Origin of the sequence: Nonomuraea sp. NPDC005692, from assembly GCF_040631115.1 — a bacterium.
In the GTDB taxonomy this organism is placed as follows: domain Bacteria; phylum Actinomycetota; class Actinomycetes; order Streptosporangiales; family Streptosporangiaceae; genus Nonomuraea.
This window is the reverse complement of record NZ_JBEXYU010000024.1, coordinates 1-26,653: the sequence shown is the minus strand read 5'-3', so window position 1 is coordinate 26,653 and position 26,653 is coordinate 1. Positions and strand designations below refer to the sequence as shown.

The following is a 26,653-nucleotide window of genomic DNA, read 5'->3' as shown; positions in this document are numbered from 1 at the left end:
AATGTGACCGATGGTTGAGCAGGATTGGCTGAGCGAACGGTTCGCCGAGCACCACGACCGCTTGCACGCGGTGGCCTACCGGATGCTCGGCTCACCCAGCGAGGCCGAGGACGCGGTGCAGGAGGCCTGGCTGCGGGTCAGCCGCGCCGACACCGGCCAGGTGGAGAACCCGGCCGGGTGGCTGACCACCATCGTCGCCAGGGTCTGCCTGAACATGCTCGAGGCACGCCGGGCTCAGCGTGAGGACTCGGCCGGGACGCTGCCGCCCGAGCCGACCGCACCGCGCCCCAGCACTCACCTGGCCGGCCAGGCCACCCCTGAGGACGAGACGCTGCTGGCCGATTCGGTCGGTGTCGCGCTGATGGTGGTGCTGGACACGCTGGCTCCCGCCGAACGGCTCGCGTTCGTCCTGCACGACGTCTTCGCCGTGTCGTTCGCCGAGATCGGCGCCATCATCGACCGCTCCCCGGCGGCGGCCCGGCAACTCGCCAGCCGGGCCCGGCGCCGGCTGCAAGGAACGGCCGACGCGTCCGATGCCGCGCGTTCGGCGAAGCGGGAAATCGTCGAGGCGTTCCTCGCCGCGGCCCGAGGCGGAAACTTCACCGCCCTGGTCGAGCTGCTCGATCCGGAAGCCGTGGCCGTAGAGATCCGCGGCGCCGAAGCGGTGGCGGCCTTCTTCGCCGGACGGGCTCAGGCCGCCCGGCTCGCCCTGGTCGATGGCGTCCCGGCGGCCGTCTGGTCACACCGTGGCCAGCCGAACGCCGTCATCACCTTCACCATCCATGACGAGAAGATCACCCGAATCGCCATCGACACCGACCTGGACCGGCTCCACGACCTTGACGTCGTCTACCTCTCCGCCGGTGACAAGGAGCGGCGTTGACCGGCACGGATCTCAGACTCTCCTCCTGCGCCGTCGCCGTCCACGACTCGACGAGGCGCTCGCCTTCCACCGCGACGTACTCGGATCCGAGGTACGCGATGACCTGGGATCCGAGGGAACGCGGCGGGTGAGCGTCCGCCCGCCGGCCCAGCCGGACGGGGGGATCGTCCTTCAAGCGCAATCGAGGCCGTGGGTACCGAAGTGATGCAAGAACCGATCAACCAGCCCGCCGGCGTCTCCCTCGCCCCCCGGCGCCGTGTGGACCTGTGGGTCGCCGGTCAGGTGCAGGACCAGCGGCAGAGGCCGCACACGGTTGAATGGTGGTCGTGGTGCGAATGCTCCGTGGCGGTACGGGCCCTGGCAGACCGCCGACCAGTGCATCCGCGCCGCCGATGTGGTTCTGATCGAGCGCTCGCTCAAGGATTGGGTACGTGGGCCTGCTGTGCGTGCCGGGGTGTGCTCGGCCGGGGACGCTCGCGTGTACCGGGCAGCCAGGCCAGGGCGATGAGGACGCCGAGGAGGCCGAGGCCGCCGCTGGCGGCCAGGACGATGTCCAGGCCATGGACGAAGGCAGAGCGGACCGTGTCCGCCAGGGCCGCGGAGCCGGCGGATCGTGCGGCGGCCAGACCTGCGAAGACGCTCTCGCCTGCTTGCTGCGGCACCGCGGCGCGGTAGGTGGAGGCCAGGATCGAGCCGAGGACCGCCGCGCCGAAGCTGCCGCCGAGGGTGCGGATGGACTGGGTCACCCCGGCGCCGACTCCGGCGTTGCCGGGCGACAGGGTGCCGAGCGCCGCGTCCATGACCGTGGGCAGGACGCAGCCGAGGCCGAGGCCGTACAGGGCCGTCCACGCGGCCGCCGACGCGGTGCCGCTGCTCGTATCGGTGGTGGCTCCCCAGAACAGGCCCGCGGTGAGCAGGACGAACCCCAGGCCGGCTGCGAGCTTGGGGCCGATCGTCCTGTTCAGCCTGGCTGCCGCCGACATCCCGATGAGCATCCCGGCGATGAGCGGCAACAGCCGCAGGCTGCTGCCCATCGCGTCCGTGCCGAGGTTCGCCTGGAAGTACTGCGGTAGCGCGAACAGGACGCCGAACATGGTGAAGTTGACGAGCGTGGCCAGCGCGGTGCCGACGGTGAAGCGCGCGTCGGCGAACAGCGACAGGTCCACCAGCGGCGCGCCGGCCCGTCGCTCCCAGAGCACGAACAGCGCCAGCGCGGCCGTCCCGCCAAGGATCGGTCCGAACACGGCTGCGTCGGTCCAGCCCCGCTCACCGATTTCGATGAGGCCGTAGGTCAAGGCCGTCAGCGCCGCGCTCGACAGCAGCACGCCGCCCGCGTCGATCCGCTTGCCGCGCTCGCGCGGCGATTCGGGCAGCCAGGCGGTGACCGCGAGGAACGCCAGGACGACCACGGGGACGTTGATCAGGAAGACCGAGCCCCACCAGAAGTGGGTCAACAGCCAGCCGCCCAGGAGCGGGCCGATGGGGAAGGCCAGCATCGAGGCCATCGCCAGCGTTCCGATCGCCTTCGGCCGCTCCTTCTCGGTGAACATCGTCGGGATCAGCGCCAGCATCGTGGGCATGATGAGCGCCGCTCCCAGGCCCAGCACGGCACGCGCTGCGATGAAGATCCCGGTCGAGGGCGCGTAGGCGGCGGCCAGCGAGCTGATGCCGAAGATGACCAGCGCGACCAGGAGCGTCTTCTTGCGGCCGAGGCGGTCGCCCGTCATTCCCGCCGGGATCATGCCGGCGGCGAGCACCAGCGTGTAGATGGTGACGAACCACTGCAGTTGGGCGTTGTCGGCGTGCAGGTCGTCGGCCATGCTGGGCAGGGCCAGGTTCAGGATGGTCACGTCGAAGCCCACGGCCAGCGACGTGAGCACGAGCGCGGTGAGCGCCCACCATCTGTGTGAGTGGGGTTGGCGCGACATCGTGGCGGCCTACTTCGCGGCGTTCGTGAGGAGCTTGTCGAATTCGCGGTCCGGCAGCGTCCTGTTGAGCTCCAGGAGCTTGTCGGCCATGTAGCCGACCGCGTAGCGCGTCTCGGGCTTGCCGGCTTCGACGGCCTGCCGGATGGTGGTGGCGACGACGCCGGGGTCGCTGGCCGGGGTGTTCTCGCCGAGCTGTGTCTCGGCGCGTTCGGCCATGGCTTCGGCCATGTCCCGGTACGCGGTCGTGCCGGAGATCTCGCGGAGGTCTTGTGCCGTGTGGTCTTCGAACCCGGTTTTGATGATGCCGGGCTGGATGATCACGACGTCGATGCCGAACGGCTCGACCTCCATGCGCAGGCTGTCGGAGTAGGCCTCCAGCGCGTGCTTGGTCGCGTAGTACCAGCAGCCGAGCGGTAGTGCGATCTCGCCTCCGATGGAGGAGACGTTGACGATCGTGCCGGAACCCTGCGCGCGCATGTACGGCAGGGCGAGCTGGGTCAGCCGGGCCGGCGCGAAGACGTTGACCTCGAACTGGTCGCGCGCCAGGTCGATGGGGATGTCCTCGGCCGCGCCGTGCAGGACGGTGCCGGCATTGTTGATCACGACGTCGATGCGTCCCTGTTCGGCGATGACGGCGCCGATCACGCGTTCCAGGTCCTCCGGCCGGCGTGCGTCCAGCGCCAGGACGTGTCCGCCGGCCTCGCGGATGTCGTCCATCTTGTGCACGCGCCGCGCGGCGCCGTAGACGATGTGGCCGGCGCGGATGAGTTCGAGTGCGGTGGCTTTGCCGATGCCGGCGGAGGCGCCGGTGACGAGAATGACCTTTTCCATGGTGGAACCTCCTCTTCGGTCAGGGGGAACGCTAGGGTTGTGTCCGGATATGAGGCAACTCGCAAAACAAATATGCGCAGGTAGAGCCCTGTTTGTTGGTGCAATGAGTTTGCAGCTGAGTGCAACTGTCTTTCAGTGCTGCACTCGCCGCGGCCGGCGGGTGCTCAACCGGGGAGAGGATGACATGCCAGGAGGCCGGCTGACCGCCGAGGATCGTCGCCGCATCGCCGAAGGGCTGGCGTCCGGTCTGACGTACGCGGAGATCGCCCGCCGGCTGGGACGGTCCACGTCCACCGTCACCCGTGAGATCGCCAGGAACGGCGGCCCGCACGGCTACCGGGCGGCGCGCGCCCAGCATGCGACGAACTGGCGTGCTCGCCGGCGCAGGCGCGCTCCCCACGCCGGCGTTCCCCACACCAGCGACAACCGTGACGTCCGCACAGCCCTGGAGTTCGAGGAACAGTTCGTCGCCATGATGATCGAGGGCGGGATGGCGCCCATGACGGCCAGGGTGTTCGCCGCGCTCTTCCTCAGCGAGGGCGGCAGCCTGACCGCCACGGAACTCGTCCGGCAACTCCATGTCAGTCCGGCGACGATCTCCAATGCCATCAAGTGGCTGGAGCAGCGACAGATGGTCGCCCGGGAGCGGGAGGCGCGTCGGGTGCGGTACTTCGTCGAGGTGGACGTCTGGTACCACACGTGGGCGGCCAGCGCCAGGTCGATAGCGATCTGGGCGGACACCACGCGGCACGGCGTCGGGATCTTCGGCACCGACACACCCACCGGTGACCGGCTCCGCACCACCAGCCAGTTCTTCGAACTCCTCGGCCGCGACATGGGCCAGGCGGCCGAGCACTGGCGGCAGGCCCTCTCCATGCAACGCCGGCGGTGAGCTCCGGCATGTCGGGGGCGGCCTGGGTGAGCGGTTCTCGAGCGAAGGGCCGCGTCCGTCCAGCCCAGGACCCCCGGCCCTGGGCGCGCCGGAGCTTGGCACCGGCTCCGCCGCCGCGCCGGCCGAAGGCGGCCGCGTCCTGCCCGTCTTCGACGGCCCGGACGCCATCCCCGCACCCGCACACGTGCCCAGATGATCGCAGCTGGGTCGGCGATGAGGCCGGCCGTGCAACGTCGACCGCGAGCCACGGCACGACGGCAAGTGCCGTGGGCGTGAGCCCGGCAAACGTCGTGCCCTCGGGGTGGATGATGGCCGGGCGGTCGCCGTCAGATCGCGAAGTCCGCCGCGCGCTGGGCGGCCCACTGCGCGTAGGTGAAGGCGGGGCGTCCGGTGACGTCCTCGACGACAGGCAGGACGCGGGCGCTCCGGCCGTCCCTGGCGGCCAGCCCCTCGACCAGGTCAGTGATCGCGGGGGCGGGCATCCCGTGGCGCCGCAGCTGCTCCTCGAACCGCTCCCGGGGCAGCTCCTCGAACCGCAGCGGCCTGCCGATCGTCTCAGCGATGATCCCGACGCGGTCGATCTGGGTCAGCAACTGCGGTCCGGTGAGCTCGTAGGACTGGCCGGCCCGCTGGTCGATCAGGGCGCGGACGGCCACCGCGGCGATGTCGCGCGGGTCGACGGGGGCCAGCGCGGCGTTGCCGTACACGCCGTGCACGACCCCGCCGTGGGCGATCTGGGGGATCCAGGCCAGGTCGTTGGTCATGAACGCGTCGGGACGCACGAAGGTCCACGGCAACCCGGACGCCTCGACGGCCTGCTCAAGACGCAGGTGCTGCTGGCCGACCCACCCCGGCGTGGAGTACGTGACGGCCGCCGAGGACAGCAGCACGACATGCTGCAAGCCGGCCTCCTTGGACGCTTCGAGGAAACCTTCCACCGCGCCGAAGACAGGGAAGAGGAATGCCCGCTCGGCCCCGGACAGCGCCGCCGGCAGGGTCTCCGGCTGGGCGAGGTCGCCGGACACGACCTCGACGTCGTCCGGGAACGAGACCTTGCCGGGATCACGGGTGATGACGCGGACCTTCTCACCTGCGTCAAGGAGCTGGCGGACCACGTTGCCGCCGACGTTTCCGGTGCCACCGGTAACCAGAATCATGATTGACGTGCCCTTTCTACTTCTTCATGGGGTTTGCCGGATGAGCGGCGAGCCTCAGCCCGCCGTCCAGAGCCGGAGCTTGTCGGGGTTGCGTACTCCCCAGATGTGCGTGATGCGGTCAGCCGTGACTCCGAACGCCAGCACCGCCATGGTGGCGCCGTCCACCTGGAGCACCAGGCCGGGCAGGCCGTTGACCGTGCGCTCCAGGATCGCCAGCCCGGGCGCTTTGCCGGCGAGCTCGGTCAGGTAACGCGCCACCTTCTCGCGGCCTTCGACCGGGTGGAGCACGGCGCTGACGAGGCCGCCGCCGTCGCCGATCGCCAGGACGTCGGGGTCCAGGAGGCCGATGAGGGCGTCGATGTCCTTGGCCTCCCAGGCCAGCTTGAAGTCCCGGACGATGCTGCCGAGCCGCGCGGCCGAAGCCGTCGGCGCCTGCGAGGCGCGGAGGCGGCGGCGGGCGGAGGAGGCGAGCTGGCGGCACGCCGCGGTGGTCCGGCCGACGATCTCGGCCACCTCGGCGAAGGAGTAGCCGAAGACGTCGTGCAGGATGAGCGCGACGCGCTCGGCCGGAGTCATCGTCTCCAGCACGACGAGGAAGGCCATGTTGATCGACTCGTCGAGGGTGACCCGGTCGGCCGGGTCGCCGCCGGGCCGGCCGGCGCTCCACTCCGTGCGGTCGGGCACCGGCTCGGGGATCCATTCACCCACGTAGCGCTCCCGCCGGGCTCGCGCCGAGCCGAGGATGTCGAGACAGACGCGACTGGCCACCGTCGTCAGCCAGCCGCCGGGCGACTCGATGGCCTCCTGCTCCTGCCGGGACATGGCATACCAGCGGGCATAGGTCTCCTGCACGACATCCTCGGCGTCGGCCAGGGAACCGAGGAGCCGGTAGGCGAGATTGATGAGCTGCCGCCGCTCGCTCATGATCGCGCTCAGGCTCGGATCGATCCCGTCGTCCGCCGGCCCTGCAGGGGTGGTCATGGTGTCCCGCTTTCCTCTGGTGCGTCAGTCAACAGCGGTACGACGAGAGACTGTCCCGAAATGTGAGGTCGGCACGTCGCCTGACATTTGGCGGGGGTGCCTCGTCGTACGGCTGCAACGCATACGGAAGCCCCTTCCAGGAGTGAACTCAGCATGACGACCACCAGGACCACGCTCAGCGAACTGACCGGCGACTACGTCCTCGACCCCGCTCACACCCGGATCGGGTTCGTCGCCCGGCACACGATGGGCAGCAGGGTGCACGGCCAGTTCGACGAGTTCGAGGGTGGCGCGTACCTGGACGGCGATGAGCCGTCGAAGTCCAGCGCCCGGCTCACGATCCAGGCGAAGAGCATCCAGACCCGCAACGCGCAACGCGACGGGCAACTGAGCGGCAGATTTCTGCGCGCGGACGATCACCCGGCCATCACCTTCACCTCGGCCAGGGTGAGCCAGACCGGCCCGGCCACCTTCAAGGTCGCCGGTGATCTGACCATCCGCGGGGTGACCAGGCCGGTCACCTTGGATTTCGAGCTGACCGGCGCCGAGAACGACCGTTCGGGCGACCGCCGGGTCACCCTGCGAGGCGGCACGGTGATCAGCCGCAGGGACTGGGGCGTGGACTGGAACGCCGCGATCGGCGTCATGGTCGGCGGGAAGGTGAAGCTGGAGTTCGACGTCGTCCTGGTCCCGCTCTCCTGACCAGGTCGGCGCGCCGGGCTGATCATGCTTCGGCCTCAGCTCGCTGGTCGCCGCCTACGCCACCTCCGTCGGCATGTTCATCGCCGCCCGCGCGGTGCTCGGCGTGGGGGCCGCGCTCATCATGCCCATGGTGATCGCGCTCCTGCCGGTGCTCATCGTGGTCGCCGCGGTCCGACGTGGCTGCCCGAGTCACGGGCCGAGCACGCCAGGAGGATCGACTACGGCGGGCGGGCGCTGTCGGCGCCGGGCGGTCGCGCTGGTGGCGTTCGTGATCCGGGAACGGCGGGCCGCCCATCCCTTGGTGGACCTGTCGCTGTTCAGCAGCGCCCGGCTCACCGCCGGCAGGGCACTCGGCACGCTGATCAACTTCACCATGTTCGGCGTCCTGTTCACGATGCCGCAGTACCACCAGGCGGTCCTGGGCAGCGACGCGCGCGGCAGCAGGCCGCCGCCTGCCTCGCGTTCACCCTGCTGGCCGCGGCCCTGCTGCGGCGTGGCACCACCAGCACGGCGAGGTGCTGCTGCCCGGCGGTGGCCGCCTCCGGCGCACGCGACCGTGACGCGGCACCACTCGAAATAGGGACGCCACACGGCATGATCAGAACGCTGCAAGGGACGGCGGAGGCCATGTCCGCCGCCCCTTTCAGCTGCCGGGTTCAGCGGGGCCGCGGCGTGAGCAGCTGGGGGTGGGAGAAGTCCGTGTCCTTAATCCGGGCCGCCTTGCCCTTCAGCTGCCACCGGAGGAACAGGGGAGCGGTGAGCGGCATCTTGCTCATGCGCACCATCACCTTGCGCCAGGTGAGCTCGAAGCGGGTGGCCGGGACGAACAAGCTGCGCATCTGCATCCCGTTGTCCTGCAGATAGCTGATGGTGGGGCGCAGCTGCCGCTCCCATCGGGTCAGCGCCTCGGTCACGCCGCGGGGGTGGCGGTCCAGCATGGTGCCCAGCAGGTCCGCCCCGGCCATTCCGCTGGAGGCGCCCATTCCCGCGTACAGCGTCACGCACCAGGCCGCGTCACCGACCAGCACCACCCGGCCGCGATGCCAGCGGTCCATGCGCACCTGCTCGACCGAGTCGAACAGCACCTGCCCGGCCGACTCCAGCGCATCAAGCGCCGCCCCGAGCGCCGGGCCGGCCGGCTCGGGGCCGAACGCCTCGCGCACCCGCTCGGCCATCGGCCGGTTGAACTCGGCGTTCACGTCGTCGGTGTGGTAGCTCAGCAGCACGGTCGGCGGACGGTCCTTGAACGGGAAGACCCACATCGACCGCTGATGCTCCGCCAGGATGACGGAGTCGGTCTGGTCGTGACCGGGGAGCGCGCCGGCCAGCTGGAAGGCGACCGCCATGTAGTTCATCCGGCGCAGATACCTCTCGTGCGGCCCGAACACCAGCCGCCGCACCATGGAGCGCAGCCCGTCCGCGCCGACGACCAGATCGAAGCGCTCGGTGACCGAGGTCCCGGCGGCGCTGTCGGCCAGCGTCACGTCCACCCCGTCGGCGTCCTGCTCGATCCGGGTCGGCACCGTGGAGTAGCGGATCTCGACATCGGACGGCAGCGCCGCGAAACCGGCCGCCTCCACGTCTCCCCGCATCATCATCCACGGCCGGCCGGGAAAGTCCTTGAAACCCAGCCCGGGCCTGCGCCGGCCGGCCCGGTCGATGTCGTAGGCGGCGCCTTCAGGGCCTCGATCGGTCAGATTCTCCAGAATGCCCAGGCGCCGGGCGGCGGCGCGGCCGGCACCGAACAGGGCGATGAAGTATCCGCCGGACCGCCGGCCGGGATCTCGTTCGATGATGACCGGCGTCCAGCCGATCTGCCGCAGCCGCAGCGCGGTGGCGATCCCGCTGATCCCCAGCCCGACCACCAGAGCCCGGCGGCCACGGTTTTTCGTCATTTCCATGAGGCCCCCCAAAGAAGAGAACAGGCATGTCGAAAAGCCGGACGAGGACGCGGGCGTCCTCGTCCGGCTTGACTCAGATGGACAGCAGGACGGCTTACGCCTCTGGCGGGAACCAGGCCTGCAGGGATTCCATGTTGATCGGCAGTGAGATGTGCTCGTGCGTGATCAGCCATTTACCGTTCGACCGCCGGCAACCGACGGTCGAACGCACCCAGATCGAAGTTTCCAGCCCGTTCGTGCGCTTGCCGGAATCCAGGTGCAGCATGTGCGCGAACGCCACGTCGCCACTCACCGAGACCTTCAGCTCGTGCGTCTCCAGGCTGATGGGGCCGTCGTAGCCGTCGAACCACCGCACGAAGTTGCGGCGGACCTCGTCGCTGCCCGCGAACTGCAGAGGGGGAACGACATCGTAATAGACAATGTCCTCCGAATAATGCGTCATGAGCAGATCGATGTCCTTCACCTGGGCCGCATCGACGCGACTCGCCAGGAACGCTCTGAACTCAGAATCGCTCGAAGTCATCGTTTCTCCGTTTCGCCGTTTCGCCGTACAAGAATGAGGACCGCCGCCGGCTCGGCCGGCGACGGTCCCTGTGGTTTCAGCAGTACGACGACGCAGTCCACCGAAATGTGAGGCGCCCCGACGTATTCGGCGCCGCGCACTGGCGTCACCACCGGCTCGGACGTCAGCCGAGCCCTGAAGCCCCATCCCTCGCAGCCTGAGACACCAGGGGATCAGCACCTCGTCAACGACGCCGCGGGCCTGGGAGATCGACGCGACGGGAGCAGCGCTGCGCCAGGCCGAGGGAGCGGCGACCTTTCGTCCGGCAGGGCTGCCCGCGATCGGACTGGAGGAAGTGCAGGGCGGCGTCCGGGATCTGCGCCGTCACTCCGCCTCGGTGACGGCCTGGGCGAACTGCGCCGATTAGAGCCTGGCGTAGGCGCCGCCGACGGCCGGCGCGGCGTGGCCTGGGGCGGCGACCGCACCGAGGCCACCGCTCAGCTGCTGGCCTGGCCCGGCGTTCTCGCAGCCGAGTCGACCGGACCTCCACCGGGCGGTCGGTCATCGGTGGCGGGCACGATGGGCGGCTACGGCCACCAGCGCGCCGACCACGGCAGACACCGTGTCGGCGTCGAGGTCTCGGTGGCCTGTGCCGAGATTGAGGGAGATGTGCTCCCCGCGCAGCACGACGCCGTCGCCGTTGGGCAGCGCCACGCCGAGCACGCCGTCGTCCAGCTCGGTGATCTCCGGGAGTGTGACGTCGGCCGCCGCGAGCCGGGCCTGCAGGTCGGCCAGCCGTTCGTGCAGGCCCTCTGCTCGCGCTTCGGCGACGCGTGCGGTGGTGGTGGTCTCGGCCAGCTGGGCGCGTAGTGCGTCGCAGGTCGCGCGCTGGGCCGCCAACTCCTGGCCGGCCTGGTCGCGCTCGTCGGTCAGGCGGTTCCGTTCCCGTTCGTGGTCGGCCTGGCGCCGTACCAGCTCAGCGCGCAGTTCCTCCAGGCGCGCGTCGACGGCTTGGACGTGCGCGGCGGCGGCGGTCAGTTCGGAGCGCAGACCTGCGGCGGCATCTCGCTCGGCGGCGAGCTCTTGCTCGCTCAGCTCCAGGCGCTGGCGCAGCTGATCAAGAGCGTCGGCCGTCTGCTGCCGTTCGATGGCGACCTGCTCGCGCTCGGCCTGGACCTGCTCGCGTAGCTTGTGCAGCGCGTCCTCGGCGCGCTTGCGGGATGTCTCGGCCGCCTCCGCCCGGCCCTCGGCCTGATTGGCCCGCCCTTCGGCGCGGCCTACCTCCTCGGCCGCGTGGCGGCGGATCGTTTCCATTTCGGTCACGGCGTTGTCGGTGCGCCGCTCGGCGGCCTGCTGCAGGTCGTGGGCGTCTGAGGCCTGCTGACGGGCGACGTCGCGGGCCAGCTCGGCGTTGGCCGCGCGCCGCTCGGCTTGCTCGGTGCGCTCCAGCGCCGCGGCGGTGGTGCTCTCCAGCTGCGTGATGCGGGCCAGCAGTTCGTCGCGCAGCCGGCCGTACAGTTCCCGGTCGGCGGCGGCCTCGGCGAGCATGCGCTCGGCGAGCTGGATGCGCGTGGTGGCGTTCTCGTTCAGCCGGCGCACCCAGGAGGCGCCGTCGACCGGGGCGCCGGGGACCTCAGGCAGCGGCCGGGATCGGGCTTCTTGTCCGCAGTCGCCGCTGCAGTAGGTGCGCGGCTTGGTCTTCGGCTTCTCCAGCGGCCGCGGCCGGCCGTCGACGGTGCGCCAGCGCGCGGCGCAGTTCGGGTTGCCGCAGCGGCCGTAGGGAGCGTCCGGGTCGACCTGCGGCGCGGTGCCGGTCGCGGCGAGCGGCAGGGCGCGCGGCGTCTCGGCAGGCTGCTCACCGCCGGGTGGAGTGGGCTCGTTCACCCTGCGATCGTAGCAGTGTCAGAGATAGCAGAATTCAGAATCAGAAAAAGAAAACTGGAATCTAATAATCTGCGAGCATGGATGTCTTTCACAGAAGAACACTTCTGTGAAAGACTGTGTCGGGAGAGCCGACGGGGGCGATGATGCTCCGGCGACCCGGCACTCACTACCGCCCCAAGGAGCGCATGCCATGCCCAGGCGTACACCCCGGCTGACCCGCACCCACGCCACCGCGCTGCTGCTCCCGGCACCGGCAGGGGAGCCCGACCGCACCGTGCTCGTGCTCACCGACGACGCAACGCTCGGCTACGCGACGCCCGAGGCCGTGCTCACCGGCAGAACCGGCCGGGTGGCCTGCACGCGCATGCCGTCGCTCACCCCCGACCCCAGGTGGGAACAGGCGGACGAGCAGCGGGAACGCAGCCTCCCCGCGCGTGTCCAGGAGGCTCTTCCCTCATGAACGACCGCATGAGCGACGCCGAGCGCCGGGCGGTCGCGCTGCTGCTGGAGCAGGGCGAAGCGTGGGTCGCGATGTGGCGGAGCGCCTGCTCACCGCAGCGCGACGGCTGGCGGTTCGCCAGCCTGGCCGAGCTCCTGCTCAGCCATGGCCGCCGGTTCACCCCGGCGTCCCGGCCTTCCGCGTTCGTGGCCGGCCCGCCGGGGACGTGCTTCGCCACCGCCAGCCGGTGGGCCGACGAGCACGAGGGCCTGCTGTATGTCGAAGGCATGGTGGTGGCCCAGAGGGTGCCTGTCGCCTTTGACCATGCGTGGTGCGTCCGCGCTGAAGCCGATGACCAGGTGATCGATCCCACGCTGCCCGACGGGATGGGCATGGCCTACCTCGGGGTGGCCCTGACCGACGGCTACCGCTGCGCTCAGCAGGCCCGCCGCGGCGTGGATGCCGTCATCACCGGCGGCGGCATCAACCTCGCCGACAACACCGAGGTGCTGCGTGACGGGCTGCCCGGCGACGCCTGGGTATCCGTCGGCCGACCGCTGCCCGCATCGGTGCAGCTGGGGGAGGGGGCATGAGCGGTACGCCCATCCTTCCGGCCGGCTCTGGTCCCGCAGAGGCGCAGGACATCCTGGAACCCACCGCCGTGCATCGGCCCGGCCACAACCCCTCCAGCGACACCGGCCCGGCGCCCGGGCCGCTCGCCGAAGCACGCCAGGCACCTGCTCCAGCGCCGCCGCCCGAGCCGCTGGTGTTCAGCATCGGCGCGATCGCCGGGCTGAGCCCGCGCCGCGAGCGAGGCGACAGGGGAGAGGTGCCCGGCGCCGACGTCGACCTGATCGACGGCCTGGACCGGCCCACCTGGAACGTGGTGGCCGGCTGGCTGCAGCACAGCACCTCTGTCTCGACCCGGCAGACCCGGCTGCAGGTGCTGGCGGCCTTCCTGCGCTGGCTGCGCACCCTGACCCCGCCGGTGGCGCTGCTCGAGGTCACCGAGGATCACCTGATCGCCTACCGCGACGCCGCCGCGACCGGCGCGCTGACCGTCGGCGTGCGTAAGCCCGGCAAGGCGCTCGGCCCGGCCACGGTGGCCAAGCAACGGCACAACCTGTCCAGCTTCTACGGCTACGCCCGCCGCCGCAAAGTGATCGCCTACAACCCCGCCGCCGACGTCGACGCGCCACCGGTCTCCACCGAGGGCAGCACCCGCCCCTTCACACCCGTGCAGCACCGGCATATGCGAGCCGGGGTGGCCAAGCTCGCCGCGACAGGGCAGCTGGCCCAGGCCGCCGCCATCGCTCTGCTGGACGACGTCGGCGGCCGCGTGGGCTTGCTGGCCGGGCTCACGGTCGGCGACATCCGCACCGTCACCGAATCTGACGGCAGCAGGCACACCGTGCTGCGCTTCCGCAACAAGGGCGGCAAATACGCCCAGCTCCCCATCCCGGACGCCGACACGATCGCCATGCTGCAGCAGCTGCGGCAAGGCAAGCCTGCCGACGATCTGCTGTTCACCCGTGAAGACGGCTGGCCGATCGACCGCTGGTGGGTCACCGCGGCGTTGAAGGCCGCGGCCGCGGCCGGTCAGATGCCCACCGAGGAGGGGGAGAAGGCGCATCCGCACCGCATCCGCGCCACCGTCATCACCGAACTCCTGGACGGCGGCGCGCCACCGGAGGAAGTCCAGCAGGCCGTGCAGCACAAGTCAATCTCCACCACCTTCCGCTACAAGGGGCGCAACAAGCGCCTGAGCGGGCACGTGCTGTACCGAGGCACGCGCGACACGGAAGCCACCGGCGATGGATGAAATCGATGGAGAGGTGGCCCAGCCAAGGCGCAGAGGAGCGTGCGCGTCCTGACTCCAGCAAAAACATAGCGCGTCGAGGGCCGACTGAACCAGTGACCCGCACCACGCCGGCGACCGAACTCGCCCGCGTCGCCGAAACCCTGACGGCACCGCACGGGCGTGGCTGGTCTGGAGACTTGAACTGGCAGACGAGCGCGACCATGCCACCGTGGGCGCCCCAGACGCGGTCAGCGCGACACGGGATGGCGAAGATTGTGGCCGACCTGTGCTGGCCAGCGAGCGTCAAGCCCTGATGGTTTGTACGCCAGTAGCATGGCAGTGCTGCTTCTTTGCAGGTCAAAGACGAGTTTAGCGTTTACATGTCACGGTAAGTAGTAGAGAGAAGCGTAGAGTAGTCAAGCATCCCTCACTCCGACAGGAGAGACCATGCGCGCCCTCACAGCATTGGCGGCGCCTCGGCCTCGTCGGTGGTGTGCATGCCCAGAGCGAGCACGCCGGCGGGCGGGATGGGCGCGAACAGCTCCTCCAGCAGAGCTCGACGCTCGCGCAGCGGCAGCCCCGTCACGTCCCGGCCATGCACGCGAAGCACGTCGAAGGCGGCGAAGTGACAGCGTTCGGTGATGGCCAGGGAGGCTGCGCGGCGGCGCCCGGCGATGTTCCTGCGGTGCAGCGCCGTGAAGTCGAGGCGACTGGACGTCGCCCATCGGACGATCTCGCCATCCAGCACCGTCCCGGCAGGCACGTGGTCGAACGCCGACCAGACGATTTCCGGGAACGTCTCGTTGAGACGGGCGCCGCGCCGGGAGTGCAACTGCACGCCACGGTCGCCGTCGACGAGGACAATGCCGCGAAAACCATCCAACTTAGGCTCATACGCCCAGGCGCCGGCGGGCCCTGAGGGGATGTGGTCCATGGCCTTGGCCAGCATCGGCTGGATCGGGGCCCGCACCGGCGAGCGGGCGCGTTCGTGCTGGTCGGGAAGGGTGGCCACGTCCGGTTTCTATCGGCCCCCCAAGCCGGACAAAACCTCTATTCGGTAGAAAAGGAGTCAAAAGTGCTTATGGTGGTGTCCGCCCGGCAAGGGTGTCACAGGATTGCTAACGAGCTGGCTTTAGAGGTCTCCACCAGCACCGCTTGTAGGTCAGTGCTGACACCACCCGGACCAGGAGGGCACCCTAGTGTTGGTGGGAGTTGACACCACCCTGGCGGGCACGCAAGCGGATCTCGTAGAGCAGGCCAAGTGGCGGGAGCACCCCAATCGGGACGCCCCCGAGCACGTCCGCGATCAGGTCGAACTGTGGGCGGGACACGCACGCACTGAATTGGAGTGGGCGAAGAACCTGAGCAAACGACTGTCTGAGGGCGCCTACACCATGGCCGATGATCCGGGTTCGTGGCGAACGGTCCACGATCCCCTCAAGATGCGCTTCTAATCAACCTTGACTAGACGTTTCCTCCGCGTGTACTCTGGCTAAGTAGTCAAACTTGACTAGCTCAACCAATCCGTTCGCAACACCGAGAGTAGGAATCGAACCCATGGGAAAGTTCGCGATCGAGACGAGAGGGTTGAGCGGAGGTGGGCGCACGTCGGCGACGAAGCTCCTGGTACTCGGTATCGTGCACCTCTCCGGCGGCGCGCATGGCTACCAGGTGCGGTCCGAACTGCAGAGCTGGGGTGCGGAGATTTGGGCCAAGATCAAGCCCGGCTCGATTTATCACGCGCTGAAGAAGGCGGCGGCTGATGGCCTCCTCACCGAACACGCCGAGCCGGGCAACTCCGGGCCGGAGCGCGTTCTGTACCGCGCGACAGCTCGGGGACGTGACGAGATAGTCGAACTGGTCCGCGACGGTCTGCGGCGCACCCACGACCCGGCCATGCTCGACGCGGCCATCGCCATGTTGCCCATGCTGACCAGGACAGATGCCATCGCGCACATTAACGAGCGGGTCGCGCGCCTGGAAGCGGAGCTCGTAGGGCAGGCCAAGGGGGGGGAGAACCCGAACCCCGACATTCCCGAACACGTCCGCGATCAGGCCGAACTGTGGGCGGGACACGCACGCACCGAACTGGAGTGGGCGAAGAACCTGAGCAAACGACTGTCTGAGGGCGCCTACACCATGGCCGATGATCCGGGTTCGTGGCGAACGGTCCAGGATCCCCTCAAGATGCGCTTCTAATCAACCTTGACTAGACGTTCTCCTCGCGTACTCTGGCCAAGTAGTCAAACTTGACTAGCTCACAACCAATCCGTTCGCAACACCGAGAGAAGGACTCGAACCCATGGGAAAGCTCGCGATCGAGACGAGAGGGTTGAAGAAGAGCTTCGGCAAGACCCACGCGGTCGCCGGTGTGGATCTGGCCGTGAGCGCCGGGGGCGTATACGGCGTGCTCGGTCCGAACGGGGCGGGCAAGACCACGACGATCCGCATGCTGGCCACGCTCCTGCGCCCCGATGCCGGAGAGGCGCAAGTGCTCGGCTACGACGTCGTGCGTGACGCCCGGGCGGTGCAGAGCAGGGTGGGCCTCACCGGGCAGTTCGCGTCGGTCGACGAGGACCTCACCGGGGTGGAGACCCTGTTGCTGCTCGCCAGGTTGCTCGGCTACTCACGCCGCCGAGGCAGGGAGCGGGCGGCCGACCTGCTCGACGCGTTCGGTCTTGCCGAGGCGGCCGACCGGCCGGTGAAGAAGTACTCCGGCGGGATGCGCAGGCGCATCGACATCGCGGCGAGCCTGGTCGTCACCCCCGAACTGATCTTCCTCGACGAGCCCACGACCGGGCTCGACCCGCGCAGCAGGAACCAGGTCTGGGAGATCGTCAGGGGCATGGTCGCCGAGGGCGCCACCGTGTTGCTGACCACGCAGTACCTCGACGAGGCCGACCAGCTGGCCGACCGGATCGCGGTGATCGACCACGGGAAGGTGATCGCCGAGGGCTCGAGTGGCGAGCTCAAGGCATCGGTCGGTGCCGGCTCGCTGCACGTACGGCTACGTGCGGCCGAGCAGCGGGCCGAGGCCGAACGGGTCCTCGCCGGCGTCCTCGAGGTGCCGGCCGAACCGTCCGCCGACCCGGCCGCGCTGTCCGCGCGGATCTCCGACCCCGAGCGGGTCGCCCGCGCCCTGGCCGAGCTGTCCCGCAGCGGCATCGACGTCACCGAGTTCGCGCTCGGTCAGCCGAGCCTGGACGAGGTGTTCCTCACCCTGACCGGACACGCCGCCGAGGAGGATGCCGCATGAATGCCACGACCGCGGAACAGGCGTCGGCGCCGGTCACCGAGGACGCGCTGCGCAGTGTGCTGTTGGCCGGCGAGCGGCCGTCGCGCCCCGGCCCGGTGCTCACCTCGCTGACGTTCGGCTGGCGCGCTTTGCTGAAGATCAAACACGTGCCCGAGCAGCTCGTCGACGTGACCATGTTCCCGATCATGTTCCCGATCATGTTCACGCTCATGTTCACCTACCTGTTCGGTGGCGCGCTCGCCGGGTCGACTCAGGAGTACCTGCAGTTCCTGCTGCCGGGCATCCTGGTGCAGGCGAACGTCATGATCACCATGAACACCGGCATAACGCTGAACACCGACATCCAGAAGGGGGTGTTCGACAGGTTCAGGTCACTTCCGGTGTGGCGACCGTCGCCGCTGGTCGGCGCCCTGCTCGGCGATGTGATGCGCTACTCGATCGGGTCGGCGATCGTGATCACGCTGGGCCTGGTCCTAGGGTTCCGGCCGGAGGGTGGCGCCGTCGGCGTGGTGCTGTCGGTCGCGCTGCTGCTGGTGTTCTCGTTCTGCCTGTCGTGGCTGTGGACGATGCTCAGCCTGATCCTGCGCACGCCGAACTCGGTGGCGGGGGTCAGCATGATGGTGATGTTCCCGCTGACGTTCGTGAGCAACATCTTCGTGGACCCGAAGACGATGCCCGGGTGGATGCAGGTGGTCGTCGAGGTCAACCCGATCAGCCACCTGGCGACCGTGGTACGCGGCCTGATGGACGGCTCGGTGCCCGCCGGGGAAATCGGCTGGGTGCTCGTCTCGTCCGTACTTCTCGTCGCGGTCTTCGGTCCCATCACCATGGTCCTCTACCGCAACAAGAAGTAGATGCCGCTACCGCGAGCACTTGGTCGAAATCAGCTCCGACAACCCGGCCCACTCGGCCAACGCCATCACCGGTACCAGGCCCGGACACGACGAGGAGAGACGCATGAGCACCCTCCCCAAGAACAACTCGGAAACTGTTGCGCACACGCCCGGGCGGGCGAGCAGCATCGGGGTCTGGATTCTGCAAGTCGTGCTGGCGGCGATAATCGCCGGCGGCGGAATCTCGAAGCTCGCCGGCGACCCGGTCATGGTGGACATGTTCGCCGACATCGGGGCTGGCCAGTGGCTCCGGTACCTGGTCGGAGCGCTGGAGGTCGCGGGAGGGGTTGGACTCCTGATCCCGGCTCTGGCGGGCCTGGCCAGTCTCGGGTTGGCGGCATTGCTGACCGGTGCTGTCATCACCGATCAGTTCGTGCTCGAGCAGAGCCCTTGGCTGCCGCTCGCCTGTCTCGTCGTGGCGGCCGTGATCGCAAGGGCGCGGTGGTCGCGCACCGAGGCCGTCGTCGGCACGCTGCTCAGGCGCTGAGACAAACCTCTCGAACGGAGATGTGAGATGAACGAGATGGCCTTTCGCGTGACATCAAACGATGGCACCACCATCGCCTACGACCGGAAGGGAAGCGGCCCGGCTGTCGTCCTGGTAGGCGGCGCGCTGGACGACGGAGCCGAGAACGCTCCCTTGGTACCTGCTCTCGCCGAGCACTTCACGGTCTACAACTATGCCCGTCGGGGACGCGGCGCGAGCGGCTTCACCGAGCCCTACGCCGTGGAAAGAGAGATCGAGGACCTGGATGCGTTGATCGCGGAGGCGGGTGGCTCGGCACACCTGTTCGGGGCGTCCTCTGGTGGCGCGCTGGCGCTGGAAGCCGCCGCGGCCGGGTCAGCCATCGACACGATCGCCGTGTGGGAGGTGCCCTACGCGGTCGGGGACGACATACGCCCGCGATTCGAGGAGTACATCGCGGACACCCGACGCGCCTTCGACGCCGGGCGAGACGAGGAGGTTCTCGAACTGTTCATGCGCCTGTCCGGCGCTTCCGACGACAACATCGCGGCCAGGAAAGCGGCAGGCAAGCAGACGTCGCATTGGGCGGATTCGGTCGCCCTCGCGCCCACGCTGGTCCACGACAGCGTCTTCCACAACCGCTACCAATTGCCGACCGATCGACTGGCAACGGTCACCCAACCGGTCCGGGTCACCACCGGAGGACCGATCACGGTCCCCTACATGGCAGGCCTGCCCTCGGACTTCTTCGACCGCGCGGCCGACGAGCTCGCAGACCTGCTACCCCACGCTCAACGGGAGACCCTCGAGGGGCCGGATCACGTCGTCGACCCACAGACCGTCGGCCCGCTGTTGCTACGGTTCTTCAGCAGCGAACGCTGAGGGGCCCGCGAAGTGCTGCGGGAAGACCGATTAGGCACCGCGCAAGCAGATCTTCGTCGCGCCAGGGACACGGGGCGGACAGGTGGTGTCGAGGTTGATGTCGTTGGCGGCATCACAGGCCTGATCCTGGGCGTGCTCGTCACCACGCAAGGCCGGGCCGTCGTACTGACCTGGGCTTCAGTGGGACTCGACCTGGCCTCTCGCTGCTCATCGGCTCCGTGCCGTGGCCGAGCTCAGCGGGGGCAATCGTCTCTTAAGTGGCTGCCTCGATGCGTCCGGCTGGAGGACGGAATGCCGGCCTGGGCCGCGAGCCTGACGAGAACGAGATGTTCCTGTCGGTGCGGGCGGAGCTTGGCGCGGCGGGCGTGGCTTGCCCGTCTGCTCGGCGGCTCGACGTTCATCGTTGTGGGCGTTCACCGGCCGTCATCGCCATCGTCGAGGTCTGGTGCGGGATCGTCGCCCTCATCGGCCCCGTTGTTCTCGCCCGAACAGGACGGCTCTGACCATTCGCCGGTCCGGAGGTTGTCGACCAGGGTGATGGTGAGAAAGATTCCGAGAGCGGCGGCGAAGAGCCCCATCAGCACATTCCCAGCGGGAGGAAGGTCTTCGCCCACGCCGTTGATTGCGTGGATCACTCCAGCGATCGTCAGCAGCCCCTCGATGGTCAGTCTGCCGCGACGATCAGACACACCGCTGCGATGCGTTGCCCGGTCGTGGGGCGTGTGGTGGGTGTCTCGTGCCCACGCTGCTTCATGTCGCTCAAAATATGGGCAGGCCGGCGGCCCGCATAGTGACGCAAAAGGCGTGAATCGCTGTCGTCGCCTGCCCTTGCGCCCGCGCGCGAGGCACCCGAGGCAGGCCCTTGTCCCCGCGCATCTTCGCGCCGCCGCCAGCGCCGTGCTCCTGGGGGTTCCCGTAGCAAACGGCGAAAATCCAACGGATATAGCTCTGACCTGCGGTTATGGAGGTTTCGGGGACGATTGTTGATCTCCTCGGCTACGGTTCGTCATGATTCGTGTGTTCTGTGACGTCCGGGGTGGTTGATGTCGACGCGGTTCCTGTCGGACGAGCAGTTAGAGCGCCTGCGGTCGTTCCCGGACATCGGGCGTGAGGAGCTGAACAAGTACTTCACGTTGACATCGCGTGAGCACGGGTTCTTGGACGCGCCTGGCCGCGGTCCCGACGCCCGGTTGGGGTTGGCTGTTCAGCTGTGCACGTTGCCGTGGCTCGGCTTCGTCCCTGATGAACTGCTGCAGGTTCCGCAGGCGGCGGTGCAGCGGTTGGCGACCCAGATGGCGGTGTTTCCCGGGGTGCTCGAGCAGTACGACCGGTCGACGCGGAAGCGGCCGCAGACGCGCAGCGATCATCTGAAGCTGGTTATGAAGTAATTGACGTGGAAGAACGCCACGCCGGGCAGCATCCAGTGGAAGGATCTGGAGCAGTTCCTCCTGGACCGGGCGATGGAGCACGACACTCCATCGTTGTTGTTCCAGCAGGCGGTGGAGCATCTGCAGGCCGCGCAGGTGGTGCGGCCGGGCGCGGTCACGCTCATGGAGCTGGTGACCGCTACGCGGACTGCGGCGGGGAAGCTGACCAGCCAGAAGGTCGGGCATCTGCTGACGTGGCTGATGCGGGCGGATCTGGATCGGCTGCTGGCGGAGGACGCGGAGATCGGGATGTCTCGGCTTCGGTGGTTGACCACGCCGGCGGTCGAGGCGAGCGTTCCGGCGATCGGAGTGTCGGTCGACAAGCTGCTGTACCTGCGGGCGATGGACGCCCACCAGCTTGATTTGTCGATGCTGCCGAGGGAGCGGCGCCGGTTCCTGGCCACGGTGGCACGCCGCTCGACGGTTCAGGGCCTGGAGCGGCGAGAAGAACGCCGCTACCCGATCCTGCTCGCTCTGGTCGCCCAGTCAGCAGTCGACCAGCTGGACGAGGTCATCGCGTTGTTCGACCAGGCGGTGTCGGCGCGGGAGTCGCATGCGAAGGCCAAGACGGACGAGGCTCTGGCCGAGCGGGCCAAGAAGGGCGAGGCTCGTCAGTTGCTGATGGACGTGATCCTGCCGGTACTGAACGACCCAGGCATCGCCGACGAGGAGGTCGGCGGTCTGCTGCGCAGCCGGATCGGCCTGGACAAGATCCGCGAGGTGTCGGCGATCAACTGGAAGCCGCTGCCCCGCGACCACGGTCGGCTGGCCGCGCTGGAGGCCTCCTACAACTATCTGCGCCGCTTCACCCCCAAGGTGCTGACTGCGGTCGACTTCCACGGCGGGCCGGGTGCGCAGGACCTGATGACCGCGCTGGGGATGTTGAAGGAGTTGAACCGGACCGGCGGCCGGAAGGTCCCGGCCGCGGCGCCGACGTCGTTCGTGCCGGCCCGATACGCCGACTACCTCGCCAAGGCCCGCAAGGCGGGCGATGACACGGCGTTCCGGCACTACTGGGAGCTGTGCGTGGTGCTCGGCCTGCGCGACGGCCTGCGGTCTGGGGATGTGTTCGTTCCCGGTTCACGCCGTTACGCCGACCCGGGAACCTACCTGTTCACACCGGAGCAGTGGGAGGGCAAGCGGGCGGAGTTCTGCCAGCTGGTCCGCAAGCCCGCCGCCGCATCCGAGGCGATCGACCAGGTCAAGGAAGAACTCCTCCAGGCCCTCAAGGACCTGGAGGAGACGCTGGCGAACGCCGCCCCGAACGACGTCGGCGCGGTCCGCCTGGACGAGGAAGGGCGGCTGGTCATCCCGCCGCTGTCGGCCGAGGACATCCCCACCGCGGCCAAGGCGCTGCGGGAAGAGCTGGCGGGGATGCTGCCGTTCGTGCCGATCGCCTCGCTCCTGATAGAGCTGGACGTCCGCACCAAGTTCCTGGACTGTTTCACCCACGCCGGCGGCCGGAAGATCAACCTGTCGGTGGAGACCCGCCGTAACATCCTCGCGGTGCTCATCGCGGGCGCCACCAACCTCGGGCTGACCCGCATGTCGGAGGCGTGTGGTGTCTCCGCGATACCCTCGCCTGGACCCAGGAGTGGTACGTGCGGGGCGAGACGCTCCGCGAGGCCAACACGGTTCTGGTCAACCACCACTACCAGCTGGAACTGGCCAAGGAGTTCGTTGGCGGCACCATGTCCTCCTCCGACGGGCAGCGGTTCCCCCTCCGCGGCAAGTCCCTCACCGGCCGGGACATGAACATCCACGGCGGGCGCGTCCTGTCGACCTACACCCACGTGTCCGACCAGTGGTCGACCTACGGGACCAAGCAGATCATCCCCACCACCCGCGAGGCCAACTACACCCTGGACGAGCTCCTCGGTAACGAGACCGACCTGCCGATCCACGAGCACGCCACCGACAGCCACGGCGCTGTTGTTACATGGACACCTCTTGCCCCATCTGCCCAAGTGGCACCAGGATGCGGCGAGTTCATGGGAGATCGGGAAGATTCGGTCTGGAGGTGTCTGTGCGGGTTCGGCAGCAGTACGGCGAGGACGGCGCGCGGCGCGTCGAACTGCTCGGCGAGGACGGCGAGCCGATCGAGGTGGTGGCGGGGTTCCTGCGGTTCCTGGCGGCCCGGGACTGCTCGCCCAACACGCTCGTCTCCTACGCCTACGACCTTCGCCACCTGTGGCGATTCTTCGCCCGTGATGGCCTGACCTGGCAGGAGTTCGCTCCGCGCCACTCGATCGCGCTGCTGGAGTACCTGCGATCGGTGCCCTCGCGCAGGCCCCGCCAGCGCATGGCACTGACGGTCGTGGCGGACGCCGACGGCCCGGCCACCAAACTGGCCCCGAGCACCGTGAACCGGGTCCTGGCGGCCGTCGCCTCCTTCTACGAGTACGTAATCCTGGCCGGGATGTTCGACCGGCTGAATCCGATCGAAAAGCGCCCGGACCCAGCGCTGGCGCGCGTCTCGGAGCGGCATCGGCCGTTCATGGGGCGGGCCAGCCGACAACGTCCGGTCCGCCGGGCGGTGAAAGTCAAGACGGTGCAGCGGGTGCCGCGGCCGCTGAGCGAGACCCAGGTCAAGGCGCTGCTGGAGCAGCTGCGCGGCAAGCGGGACCGGGCGATCGTGCTGCTGATGCTGCAGGGCGGACTACGGCCGGGTGAGGCGCTGGGCCTGCACCTGGAGGACATCGCCTACGGCCGCAGGCGCGTGGTCGTCCGCCACCGCAACGACCATCCCAAGGGCGCTCGATCCAAGTCCCGCACTGAACGCGTCGTCGATCTGCACGAACCCGAGACACTGGCCGCGGTCAGCGCCTATGTGATGGACGAGCGCCCGGCCGACGCCGACAGCCCGCTGGTGTTCCTGATCGGTGGCCGCGGCAAGAGGCGGCTGGAGGCCTTCAGCTACGACGGGCTGGTGAAGATGTTCACCCGCGCCACGACCAGGACCGGGATCCGAACGCCCTGGGTGACACCGCACGCCTGCCGGCATACGCACGCGACCGCCATGTGGGAGGGCGGCATGCGGGAACTGGCGCTGCAGAAGCGGCTGGGCCACGCCTCGCCGGAGTCGACCCGGATCTACACCAGGGTGTCTGATCCGGCGGTGGTGAGCGAGTACAACCGGGCGCTCGGCGGCCTGGCCGTGGCCGGCCCCGGGGACGGGAAGTCCTGATGGCCGGACACGTGTCGGCCGCCGCTCTCGCGGCGACCTCGGTCACCCCGACAGGCCGGCCGAGGCGGCGGCACTGCCGCGAGGCAGAGTATCTCGCCCACGTACGCGCCCAGGACATCAATCCCAACTACCGCAACCAGAAGATCCGCCGGTATCGAGCGTTCATGGACGCATGGCCGCGGATGAGCGACTGGTTCGCCGCCCCGCTGGTCGAGCGGGTCGGACGGCTCCCCGGGGAAACCCACAAGGCCCCCTCCTCCCGGTGTCCTTCCACGCCCGGCCCTACCTGCTGTTTCTCGCTCTTCGCGGCTACGTCACCTTCGATTACGCGTGGATGTTCGGCGCCGGCCAGATCCGGGTCGACGACTGCGCCGCAGTCATGGGCATTGACCTGGGCACCGACGAGCTGATCGAGGAAGCGGTCGCGCTTGGCTACAACGGCAGCTCCGCGCGGCAGGCCATGCGTTGGACGGTCGGCCGGATCGCGCTGCACACCGGCATCCAGCACGCCGGCGAGCTCACCGAAGTCCACATCACCCAGGCACTGGAGGCCGTCCGGCTGTTCAGCGAACGCGACGACCTGCATCTGTTCTACCTTCGACGCAGAACTACCGCGACAACGCGGCCAAGCAGTGGGTCACCCACCTGCATCACTCACGCACCCGCGCATCTTCTACGGCGGCGAGCGCGGCGACCGTCTCCGGCATCACCCGGTCCACGCCCGACACCTCACTGTCGTCCACGACGACTTCGCTGTCGCCGAACTCGCTGACGTCGCGACCGCTGAGTTCGGCCACCAGGTCGCCGAGTTCGTCGATCCACCCCTTGCAGTCGACATACCGCAACTTCACGCGCGCGGGGCCGCCGGACAGAGCTCGTTCGGCTGACTGATCTGACTCTGCCGTGAAGTAGTCGACCAAGACGCCCATGGCCGAACACCTTATCGATCAAGGCGCCGTGAGGACAGAGAACGTCGCTGCTTGACAGTGTCCACATAACCACCTTGGTGAACTTCGGGCTGTTCGACCTGGTCGGCAAAGCCCTGACGCCGCGGATCCGCGACCTGGGAAAGATCACGATGCTGCGGGTCGACAACCCGACCGCCACCAACACGCTCTATCCCCACGCCGGGCCGCTGCTGGCAGATCGGTGGAACGAGGACCTGATCCGCGGCACCTGGGACGACATGCTGCGGATGGCTGGATCGCTGAAGTTCGGTGAGGCGACCGCGTCCCTGGTGGTTGGGAAGTGGTCGGCGGCCTCCCGGCAGAACACGCTCGCCGCGGCGATCAAGGAGTGGGGACGGATCCGCAGGACCATCCATGCTGCCCGGTATCTGTCGGACCCGGTGTACCGCCGGAAGATCTCCCGGCAGCTCAACAAGGGCGAGTCCCTGCACGCGCTGCGCCGGGACCTGCACTACGCGCAGCAGGGCGCCATGGTCCGGCCGCACCTGCAGGACCAGACCGAGCAGTCCTGGTGCCTCACGATCCTCACCAACGCCGTCATCACCTGGACGACCGAGTACTACGCGATGGGCATCAAGGAACTGCGCGCCCAAGGCCGTGAGGTCCCCGACGAACTGCTGTCGTTCATCGCTCCCGGCCACCGGGAGAACATCAACTTCTTCGGCTTCATCGAGGTCGACATCGAAGGCGAGACCGCCAAGCTCGACGACGGCGGGCGGCCCCTCCGCCCGACCTCGGTGAACGAGGCCGGCACCACCTTCCTTCTCAACCCCTGAGCTCGTCCCGTTTTGAACGGTCGGGCAGCGGTCTCCAGAGTCCTTGCTCCTTCAAGAGCTTCTTGGCGGCGTGCTGGGTTCGTTGAGAGGCAGCAGTCTGAGCTGTGGCGATCTTGTGGAGTAGGTCGGCGAACAGCTCGGCCTCCCCGGGCCTCACCCAGCGGAGCGTGTGTGAGATCCAGTGGTCTGACCATGCGCTCAACCCGGTGCTGATGACGAATCGCACCGGTCCGGCAAGGTCGGGGTCAGTGGGGCCGAGCTCCGCGCGAGCCTCGGATTCGACCTCGTCACGTGGTCGTTCGACCAGAGGAAGCAGCCCGATGGACGCCTTGCCGAGCGGCACCGCGTGATGGTTGGGCGGCGCTTCGTAGGCCCACTGTCCGTCGAGGATGATCAGCCAGGTTTGCCCCGGCTTGATCTCAAGGATCTTGCGCATCTCGACCGTCATATCCAGAAGTATGTCGGTCTGCTGATGATGCTCGGCGAGCATGGCCGCTCACGGTGATTCGAGAAGCCGTCTGGTCTCCGGGCCTGCGAAGGCGTACCCAGGAGACTGTGCGTCCAGGTACTTGAGGACCCGGATGATCACACATTCTCGGATCACGTTCGACGGATCGTCACACGTGAGGAGCGCTTCCGTCACTGCGTAGCAGCGTTCAAGCACCGGGACGTCCGCTTTGGAGACGGCAGGCTCGAACACCTCCCACCAGAAAACCTCAGACATCAACCCCGTACACGTTGTCGAGGTACGGCTCATGGTCGTAATCGGCGGTGTCCGCGCTCTCCTTCGCTTCCCACGCAGCTAGTACTACAGCGAGGCTTTGAGATGTTTCAGTCGATGTCTTCTGTAGTGGCTGGCTCGGGCGCGGGTCTGATGGAGGCGCCGGTAGTGGGACC

27 protein-coding genes and 2 pseudogenes are annotated in these 26,653 nt (G+C 68.6%); 17 read left to right on the top strand and 12 right to left on the bottom strand.

Annotation, left to right across the window (positions count from 1 at the left end; genetic code table 11):
- The first annotated feature begins 10 nt into the window (after positions 1-10).
- Entirely contained in the window at positions 11-883 is an 873-nt protein-coding gene (locus ABZ459_RS36065; protein WP_357980017.1) for a sigma-70 family RNA polymerase sigma factor, read from the top strand.
- Positions 884-1,299: 416 nt separating this feature from the next.
- Here ABZ459_RS36065 and ABZ459_RS36060 read toward each other — a convergent pair whose 3' ends face one another.
- Both ABZ459_RS36060 and ABZ459_RS36055 read right to left on the bottom strand, forming a co-directional pair.
- Positions 1,300-2,811, bottom strand: coding sequence for an MFS transporter (locus ABZ459_RS36060; protein WP_357980014.1), 1,512 nt, complete (start codon positions 2,809-2,811; stop codon positions 1,300-1,302).
- A gap of 9 nt (positions 2,812-2,820) precedes the next feature.
- Complete coding sequence (locus tag ABZ459_RS36055; RefSeq protein WP_357980011.1) at positions 2,821-3,642, bottom strand: oxidoreductase; 822 nt, start codon at positions 3,640-3,642, stop codon at positions 2,821-2,823.
- 184 nt (positions 3,643-3,826) lie between these two features.
- Between ABZ459_RS36055 and ABZ459_RS36050 the strand changes: the two genes are divergently transcribed.
- Positions 3,827-4,534, top strand: a complete 708-nt coding sequence (locus ABZ459_RS36050; protein WP_357980008.1) for a helix-turn-helix domain-containing protein — start codon at positions 3,827-3,829, stop codon at positions 4,532-4,534.
- A gap of 326 nt (positions 4,535-4,860) precedes the next feature.
- Here the strand turns inward: ABZ459_RS36050 and ABZ459_RS36045 are convergent, their stop codons facing one another.
- Both ABZ459_RS36045 and sigJ read right to left on the bottom strand, forming a co-directional pair.
- Positions 4,861-5,691, bottom strand: coding sequence for an NAD(P)H-binding protein (locus ABZ459_RS36045; protein WP_357980005.1), 831 nt, complete (start codon positions 5,689-5,691; stop codon positions 4,861-4,863).
- Between the two features lie 54 nt (positions 5,692-5,745).
- Positions 5,746-6,672, bottom strand: coding sequence for an RNA polymerase sigma factor SigJ (sigJ, locus tag ABZ459_RS36040; protein WP_357980002.1), 927 nt, complete (start codon positions 6,670-6,672; stop codon positions 5,746-5,748).
- 153 nt (positions 6,673-6,825) lie between these two features.
- Here sigJ and ABZ459_RS36035 point away from each other — a divergent pair, with 153 nt between their 5' ends.
- Both ABZ459_RS36035 and ABZ459_RS36030 read left to right on the top strand, forming a co-directional pair.
- Positions 6,826-7,374, top strand: coding sequence for a YceI family protein (locus tag ABZ459_RS36035; protein WP_357979999.1), 549 nt, complete (start codon positions 6,826-6,828; stop codon positions 7,372-7,374).
- 73 nt (positions 7,375-7,447) lie between these two features.
- Positions 7,448-7,954: a hypothetical protein gene (locus ABZ459_RS36030; RefSeq protein WP_357979996.1), complete on the top strand. Its 507-nt coding sequence runs from the start codon at positions 7,448-7,450 to the stop codon at positions 7,952-7,954.
- A gap of 76 nt (positions 7,955-8,030) precedes the next feature.
- Here ABZ459_RS36030 and ABZ459_RS36025 read toward each other — a convergent pair whose 3' ends face one another.
- From ABZ459_RS36025 to ABZ459_RS36015, 3 genes are all read right to left on the bottom strand, one after another.
- Entirely contained in the window at positions 8,031-9,269 is a 1,239-nt protein-coding gene (locus tag ABZ459_RS36025; protein ID WP_357979993.1) for an FAD-dependent monooxygenase, read from the bottom strand.
- A gap of 100 nt (positions 9,270-9,369) precedes the next feature.
- Complete coding sequence (locus ABZ459_RS36020) at positions 9,370-9,798, bottom strand: nuclear transport factor 2 family protein (RefSeq protein ID WP_357979990.1); 429 nt, start codon at positions 9,796-9,798, stop codon at positions 9,370-9,372.
- Between the two features lie 540 nt (positions 9,799-10,338).
- Complete coding sequence (locus ABZ459_RS36015; protein WP_357979988.1) at positions 10,339-11,661, bottom strand: hypothetical protein; 1,323 nt, start codon at positions 11,659-11,661, stop codon at positions 10,339-10,341.
- A 190-nt stretch (positions 11,662-11,851) separates the two neighbouring features.
- Between ABZ459_RS36015 and ABZ459_RS36010 the strand changes: the two genes are divergently transcribed.
- Genes ABZ459_RS36010 through ABZ459_RS36000 form a run of 3 tightly spaced genes read left to right on the top strand, consistent with a single transcriptional unit; the run spans position 11,852 to position 13,922 of the window.
- Positions 11,852-12,121: a hypothetical protein gene (locus ABZ459_RS36010; RefSeq protein WP_357979985.1), complete on the top strand. Its 270-nt coding sequence runs from the start codon at positions 11,852-11,854 to the stop codon at positions 12,119-12,121.
- A complete protein-coding gene (locus tag ABZ459_RS36005; RefSeq protein ID WP_357979982.1) occupies positions 12,118-12,693 on the top strand; it encodes a hypothetical protein in 576 nt (191 codons plus the stop codon). The genes ABZ459_RS36010 and ABZ459_RS36005 overlap by 4 nt, the downstream gene beginning before the upstream one ends.
- Positions 12,690-13,922 (top strand): site-specific integrase, encoded by a 1,233-nt coding sequence (locus ABZ459_RS36000; protein WP_357979979.1) that lies wholly within the window; start codon positions 12,690-12,692, stop codon positions 13,920-13,922. The genes ABZ459_RS36005 and ABZ459_RS36000 overlap by 4 nt, the downstream gene beginning before the upstream one ends.
- A gap of 436 nt (positions 13,923-14,358) precedes the next feature.
- On the opposite strand, the gene ABZ459_RS35995 is transcribed toward ABZ459_RS36000, so the two are convergent.
- Positions 14,359-14,913 (bottom strand): hypothetical protein, encoded by a 555-nt coding sequence (locus ABZ459_RS35995; RefSeq protein ID WP_357979976.1) that lies wholly within the window; start codon positions 14,911-14,913, stop codon positions 14,359-14,361.
- Positions 14,914-15,106: 193 nt separating this feature from the next.
- Here ABZ459_RS35995 and ABZ459_RS35990 point away from each other — a divergent pair, with 193 nt between their 5' ends.
- The 6 genes from ABZ459_RS35990 to ABZ459_RS35965 all read left to right on the top strand — a co-directional run bounded on the left by ABZ459_RS35990 (position 15,107) and on the right by ABZ459_RS35965 (position 19,398).
- On the top strand, positions 15,107-15,355 hold the full coding sequence (locus ABZ459_RS35990) for a hypothetical protein (RefSeq protein WP_357979973.1): 249 nt from the start codon (positions 15,107-15,109) through the stop codon (positions 15,353-15,355).
- Between the two features lie 103 nt (positions 15,356-15,458).
- The gene (locus ABZ459_RS35985) at positions 15,459-16,100 is read left to right on the top strand and encodes a PadR family transcriptional regulator (RefSeq protein ID WP_357979970.1); all 642 of its coding nucleotides are present in this window, start codon (positions 15,459-15,461) and stop codon (positions 16,098-16,100) included.
- Between the two features lie 103 nt (positions 16,101-16,203).
- Positions 16,204-17,157 carry an ATP-binding cassette domain-containing protein gene (locus ABZ459_RS35980; RefSeq protein ID WP_357979967.1) on the top strand — a complete coding sequence of 318 codons (954 nt, stop codon included), beginning with the start codon at positions 16,204-16,206 and terminating at the stop codon, positions 17,155-17,157.
- On the top strand, positions 17,154-18,011 hold the full coding sequence (locus ABZ459_RS35975; protein ID WP_357979964.1) for an ABC transporter permease: 858 nt from the start codon (positions 17,154-17,156) through the stop codon (positions 18,009-18,011). Before ABZ459_RS35980 ends, ABZ459_RS35975 begins: the two co-directional genes overlap by 4 nt.
- Before the next feature lie 103 nt (positions 18,012-18,114).
- Complete coding sequence (locus ABZ459_RS35970; RefSeq protein WP_357979961.1) at positions 18,115-18,537, top strand: DoxX family protein; 423 nt, start codon at positions 18,115-18,117, stop codon at positions 18,535-18,537.
- Between the two features lie 27 nt (positions 18,538-18,564).
- The gene (locus ABZ459_RS35965; protein ID WP_357979958.1) at positions 18,565-19,398 is read left to right on the top strand and encodes an alpha/beta fold hydrolase; all 834 of its coding nucleotides are present in this window, start codon (positions 18,565-18,567) and stop codon (positions 19,396-19,398) included.
- A gap of 413 nt (positions 19,399-19,811) precedes the next feature.
- Here ABZ459_RS35965 and ABZ459_RS35960 read toward each other — a convergent pair whose 3' ends face one another.
- Positions 19,812-20,087 (bottom strand): hypothetical protein, encoded by a 276-nt coding sequence (locus ABZ459_RS35960; RefSeq protein ID WP_357979955.1) that lies wholly within the window; start codon positions 20,085-20,087, stop codon positions 19,812-19,814.
- Positions 20,088-20,441: 354 nt separating this feature from the next.
- Here ABZ459_RS35960 and ABZ459_RS35955 point away from each other — a divergent pair.
- From ABZ459_RS35955 to ABZ459_RS35945, 3 genes and pseudogenes are all read left to right on the top strand, one after another.
- A pseudogene (locus ABZ459_RS35955) lies at positions 20,442-22,373 on the top strand (DUF4158 domain-containing protein); the annotation flags it as partial.
- A gap of 8 nt (positions 22,374-22,381) precedes the next feature.
- Positions 22,382-22,696, top strand: a pseudogene (locus ABZ459_RS35950) (Tn3 family transposase); the annotation flags it as partial.
- A 155-nt stretch (positions 22,697-22,851) separates the two neighbouring features.
- A complete protein-coding gene (locus ABZ459_RS35945; protein WP_357979952.1) occupies positions 22,852-24,012 on the top strand; it encodes a tyrosine-type recombinase/integrase in 1,161 nt (386 codons plus the stop codon).
- Between the two features lie 127 nt (positions 24,013-24,139).
- Here the strand turns inward: ABZ459_RS35945 and ABZ459_RS35940 are convergent, their stop codons facing one another.
- Together ABZ459_RS35940 and ABZ459_RS35935 are read right to left on the bottom strand one after the other, a co-directional pair.
- Positions 24,140-24,598, bottom strand: a complete 459-nt coding sequence (locus tag ABZ459_RS35940) for a hypothetical protein (RefSeq protein ID WP_357979949.1) — start codon at positions 24,596-24,598, stop codon at positions 24,140-24,142.
- 64 nt (positions 24,599-24,662) lie between these two features.
- Positions 24,663-24,941 (bottom strand): hypothetical protein, encoded by a 279-nt coding sequence (locus ABZ459_RS35935; protein WP_357979946.1) that lies wholly within the window; start codon positions 24,939-24,941, stop codon positions 24,663-24,665.
- 77 nt (positions 24,942-25,018) lie between these two features.
- On the opposite strand from ABZ459_RS35935, the gene ABZ459_RS35930 reads away from it, so the two are divergent.
- A complete protein-coding gene (locus tag ABZ459_RS35930; protein ID WP_357979942.1) occupies positions 25,019-25,756 on the top strand; it encodes a Tn3 family transposase in 738 nt (245 codons plus the stop codon).
- On the opposite strand, the gene ABZ459_RS35925 is transcribed toward ABZ459_RS35930, so the two are convergent.
- Positions 25,746-26,246, bottom strand: coding sequence for a hypothetical protein (locus ABZ459_RS35925; RefSeq protein ID WP_357979939.1), 501 nt, complete (start codon positions 26,244-26,246; stop codon positions 25,746-25,748). The two genes, ABZ459_RS35930 and ABZ459_RS35925, sit on opposite strands and share 11 nt — an antisense overlap.
- Positions 26,247-26,653: the final 407 nt, after the last annotated feature.

Bases quoted from the DNA above. Each gene is read 5' to 3' on its own strand.
- ABZ459_RS35935 (WP_357979946.1), bottom strand. From the start codon at position 24,941: ATGGGCGTCTTGGTCGACTACTTCACGGCAGAGTCAGATCAGTCAGCC.
- ABZ459_RS36050 (WP_357980008.1), top strand. From the start codon at position 3,827: ATGCCAGGAGGCCGGCTGACCGCCGAGGATCGTCGCCGCATCGCCGAA.
- ABZ459_RS35940 (WP_357979949.1), bottom strand. From the start codon at position 24,598: ATGCAGGTCGTCGCGTTCGCTGAACAGCCGGACGGCCTCCAGTGCCTG.
- ABZ459_RS36005 (WP_357979982.1), top strand. From the start codon at position 12,118: ATGAACGACCGCATGAGCGACGCCGAGCGCCGGGCGGTCGCGCTGCTG.
- ABZ459_RS35925 (WP_357979939.1), bottom strand. From the start codon at position 26,246: ATGCTCGCCGAGCATCATCAGCAGACCGACATACTTCTGGATATGACG.
- ABZ459_RS36025 (WP_357979993.1), bottom strand. From the start codon at position 9,269: ATGACGAAAAACCGTGGCCGCCGGGCTCTGGTGGTCGGGCTGGGGATC.
- ABZ459_RS36055 (WP_357980011.1), bottom strand. From the start codon at position 3,642: ATGGAAAAGGTCATTCTCGTCACCGGCGCCTCCGCCGGCATCGGCAAA.
- ABZ459_RS36065 (WP_357980017.1), top strand. From the start codon at position 11: ATGGTTGAGCAGGATTGGCTGAGCGAACGGTTCGCCGAGCACCACGAC.
- sigJ (WP_357980002.1), bottom strand. From the start codon at position 6,672: ATGACCACCCCTGCAGGGCCGGCGGACGACGGGATCGATCCGAGCCTG.
- ABZ459_RS36045 (WP_357980005.1), bottom strand. From the start codon at position 5,691: ATGATTCTGGTTACCGGTGGCACCGGAAACGTCGGCGGCAACGTGGTC.
- ABZ459_RS35970 (WP_357979961.1), top strand. From the start codon at position 18,115: ATGAGCACCCTCCCCAAGAACAACTCGGAAACTGTTGCGCACACGCCC.
- ABZ459_RS36060 (WP_357980014.1), bottom strand. From the start codon at position 2,811: ATGTCGCGCCAACCCCACTCACACAGATGGTGGGCGCTCACCGCGCTC.
- ABZ459_RS36000 (WP_357979979.1), top strand. From the start codon at position 12,690: ATGAGCGGTACGCCCATCCTTCCGGCCGGCTCTGGTCCCGCAGAGGCG.
- ABZ459_RS36035 (WP_357979999.1), top strand. From the start codon at position 6,826: ATGACGACCACCAGGACCACGCTCAGCGAACTGACCGGCGACTACGTC.
- ABZ459_RS35965 (WP_357979958.1), top strand. From the start codon at position 18,565: ATGAACGAGATGGCCTTTCGCGTGACATCAAACGATGGCACCACCATC.
- ABZ459_RS35975 (WP_357979964.1), top strand. From the start codon at position 17,154: ATGAATGCCACGACCGCGGAACAGGCGTCGGCGCCGGTCACCGAGGAC.
- ABZ459_RS35985 (WP_357979970.1), top strand. From the start codon at position 15,459: ATGGGAAAGTTCGCGATCGAGACGAGAGGGTTGAGCGGAGGTGGGCGC.
- ABZ459_RS35980 (WP_357979967.1), top strand. From the start codon at position 16,204: ATGGGAAAGCTCGCGATCGAGACGAGAGGGTTGAAGAAGAGCTTCGGC.
- ABZ459_RS36020 (WP_357979990.1), bottom strand. From the start codon at position 9,798: ATGACTTCGAGCGATTCTGAGTTCAGAGCGTTCCTGGCGAGTCGCGTC.
- ABZ459_RS36010 (WP_357979985.1), top strand. From the start codon at position 11,852: ATGCCCAGGCGTACACCCCGGCTGACCCGCACCCACGCCACCGCGCTG.
- ABZ459_RS36030 (WP_357979996.1), top strand. From the start codon at position 7,448: ATGTTCATCGCCGCCCGCGCGGTGCTCGGCGTGGGGGCCGCGCTCATC.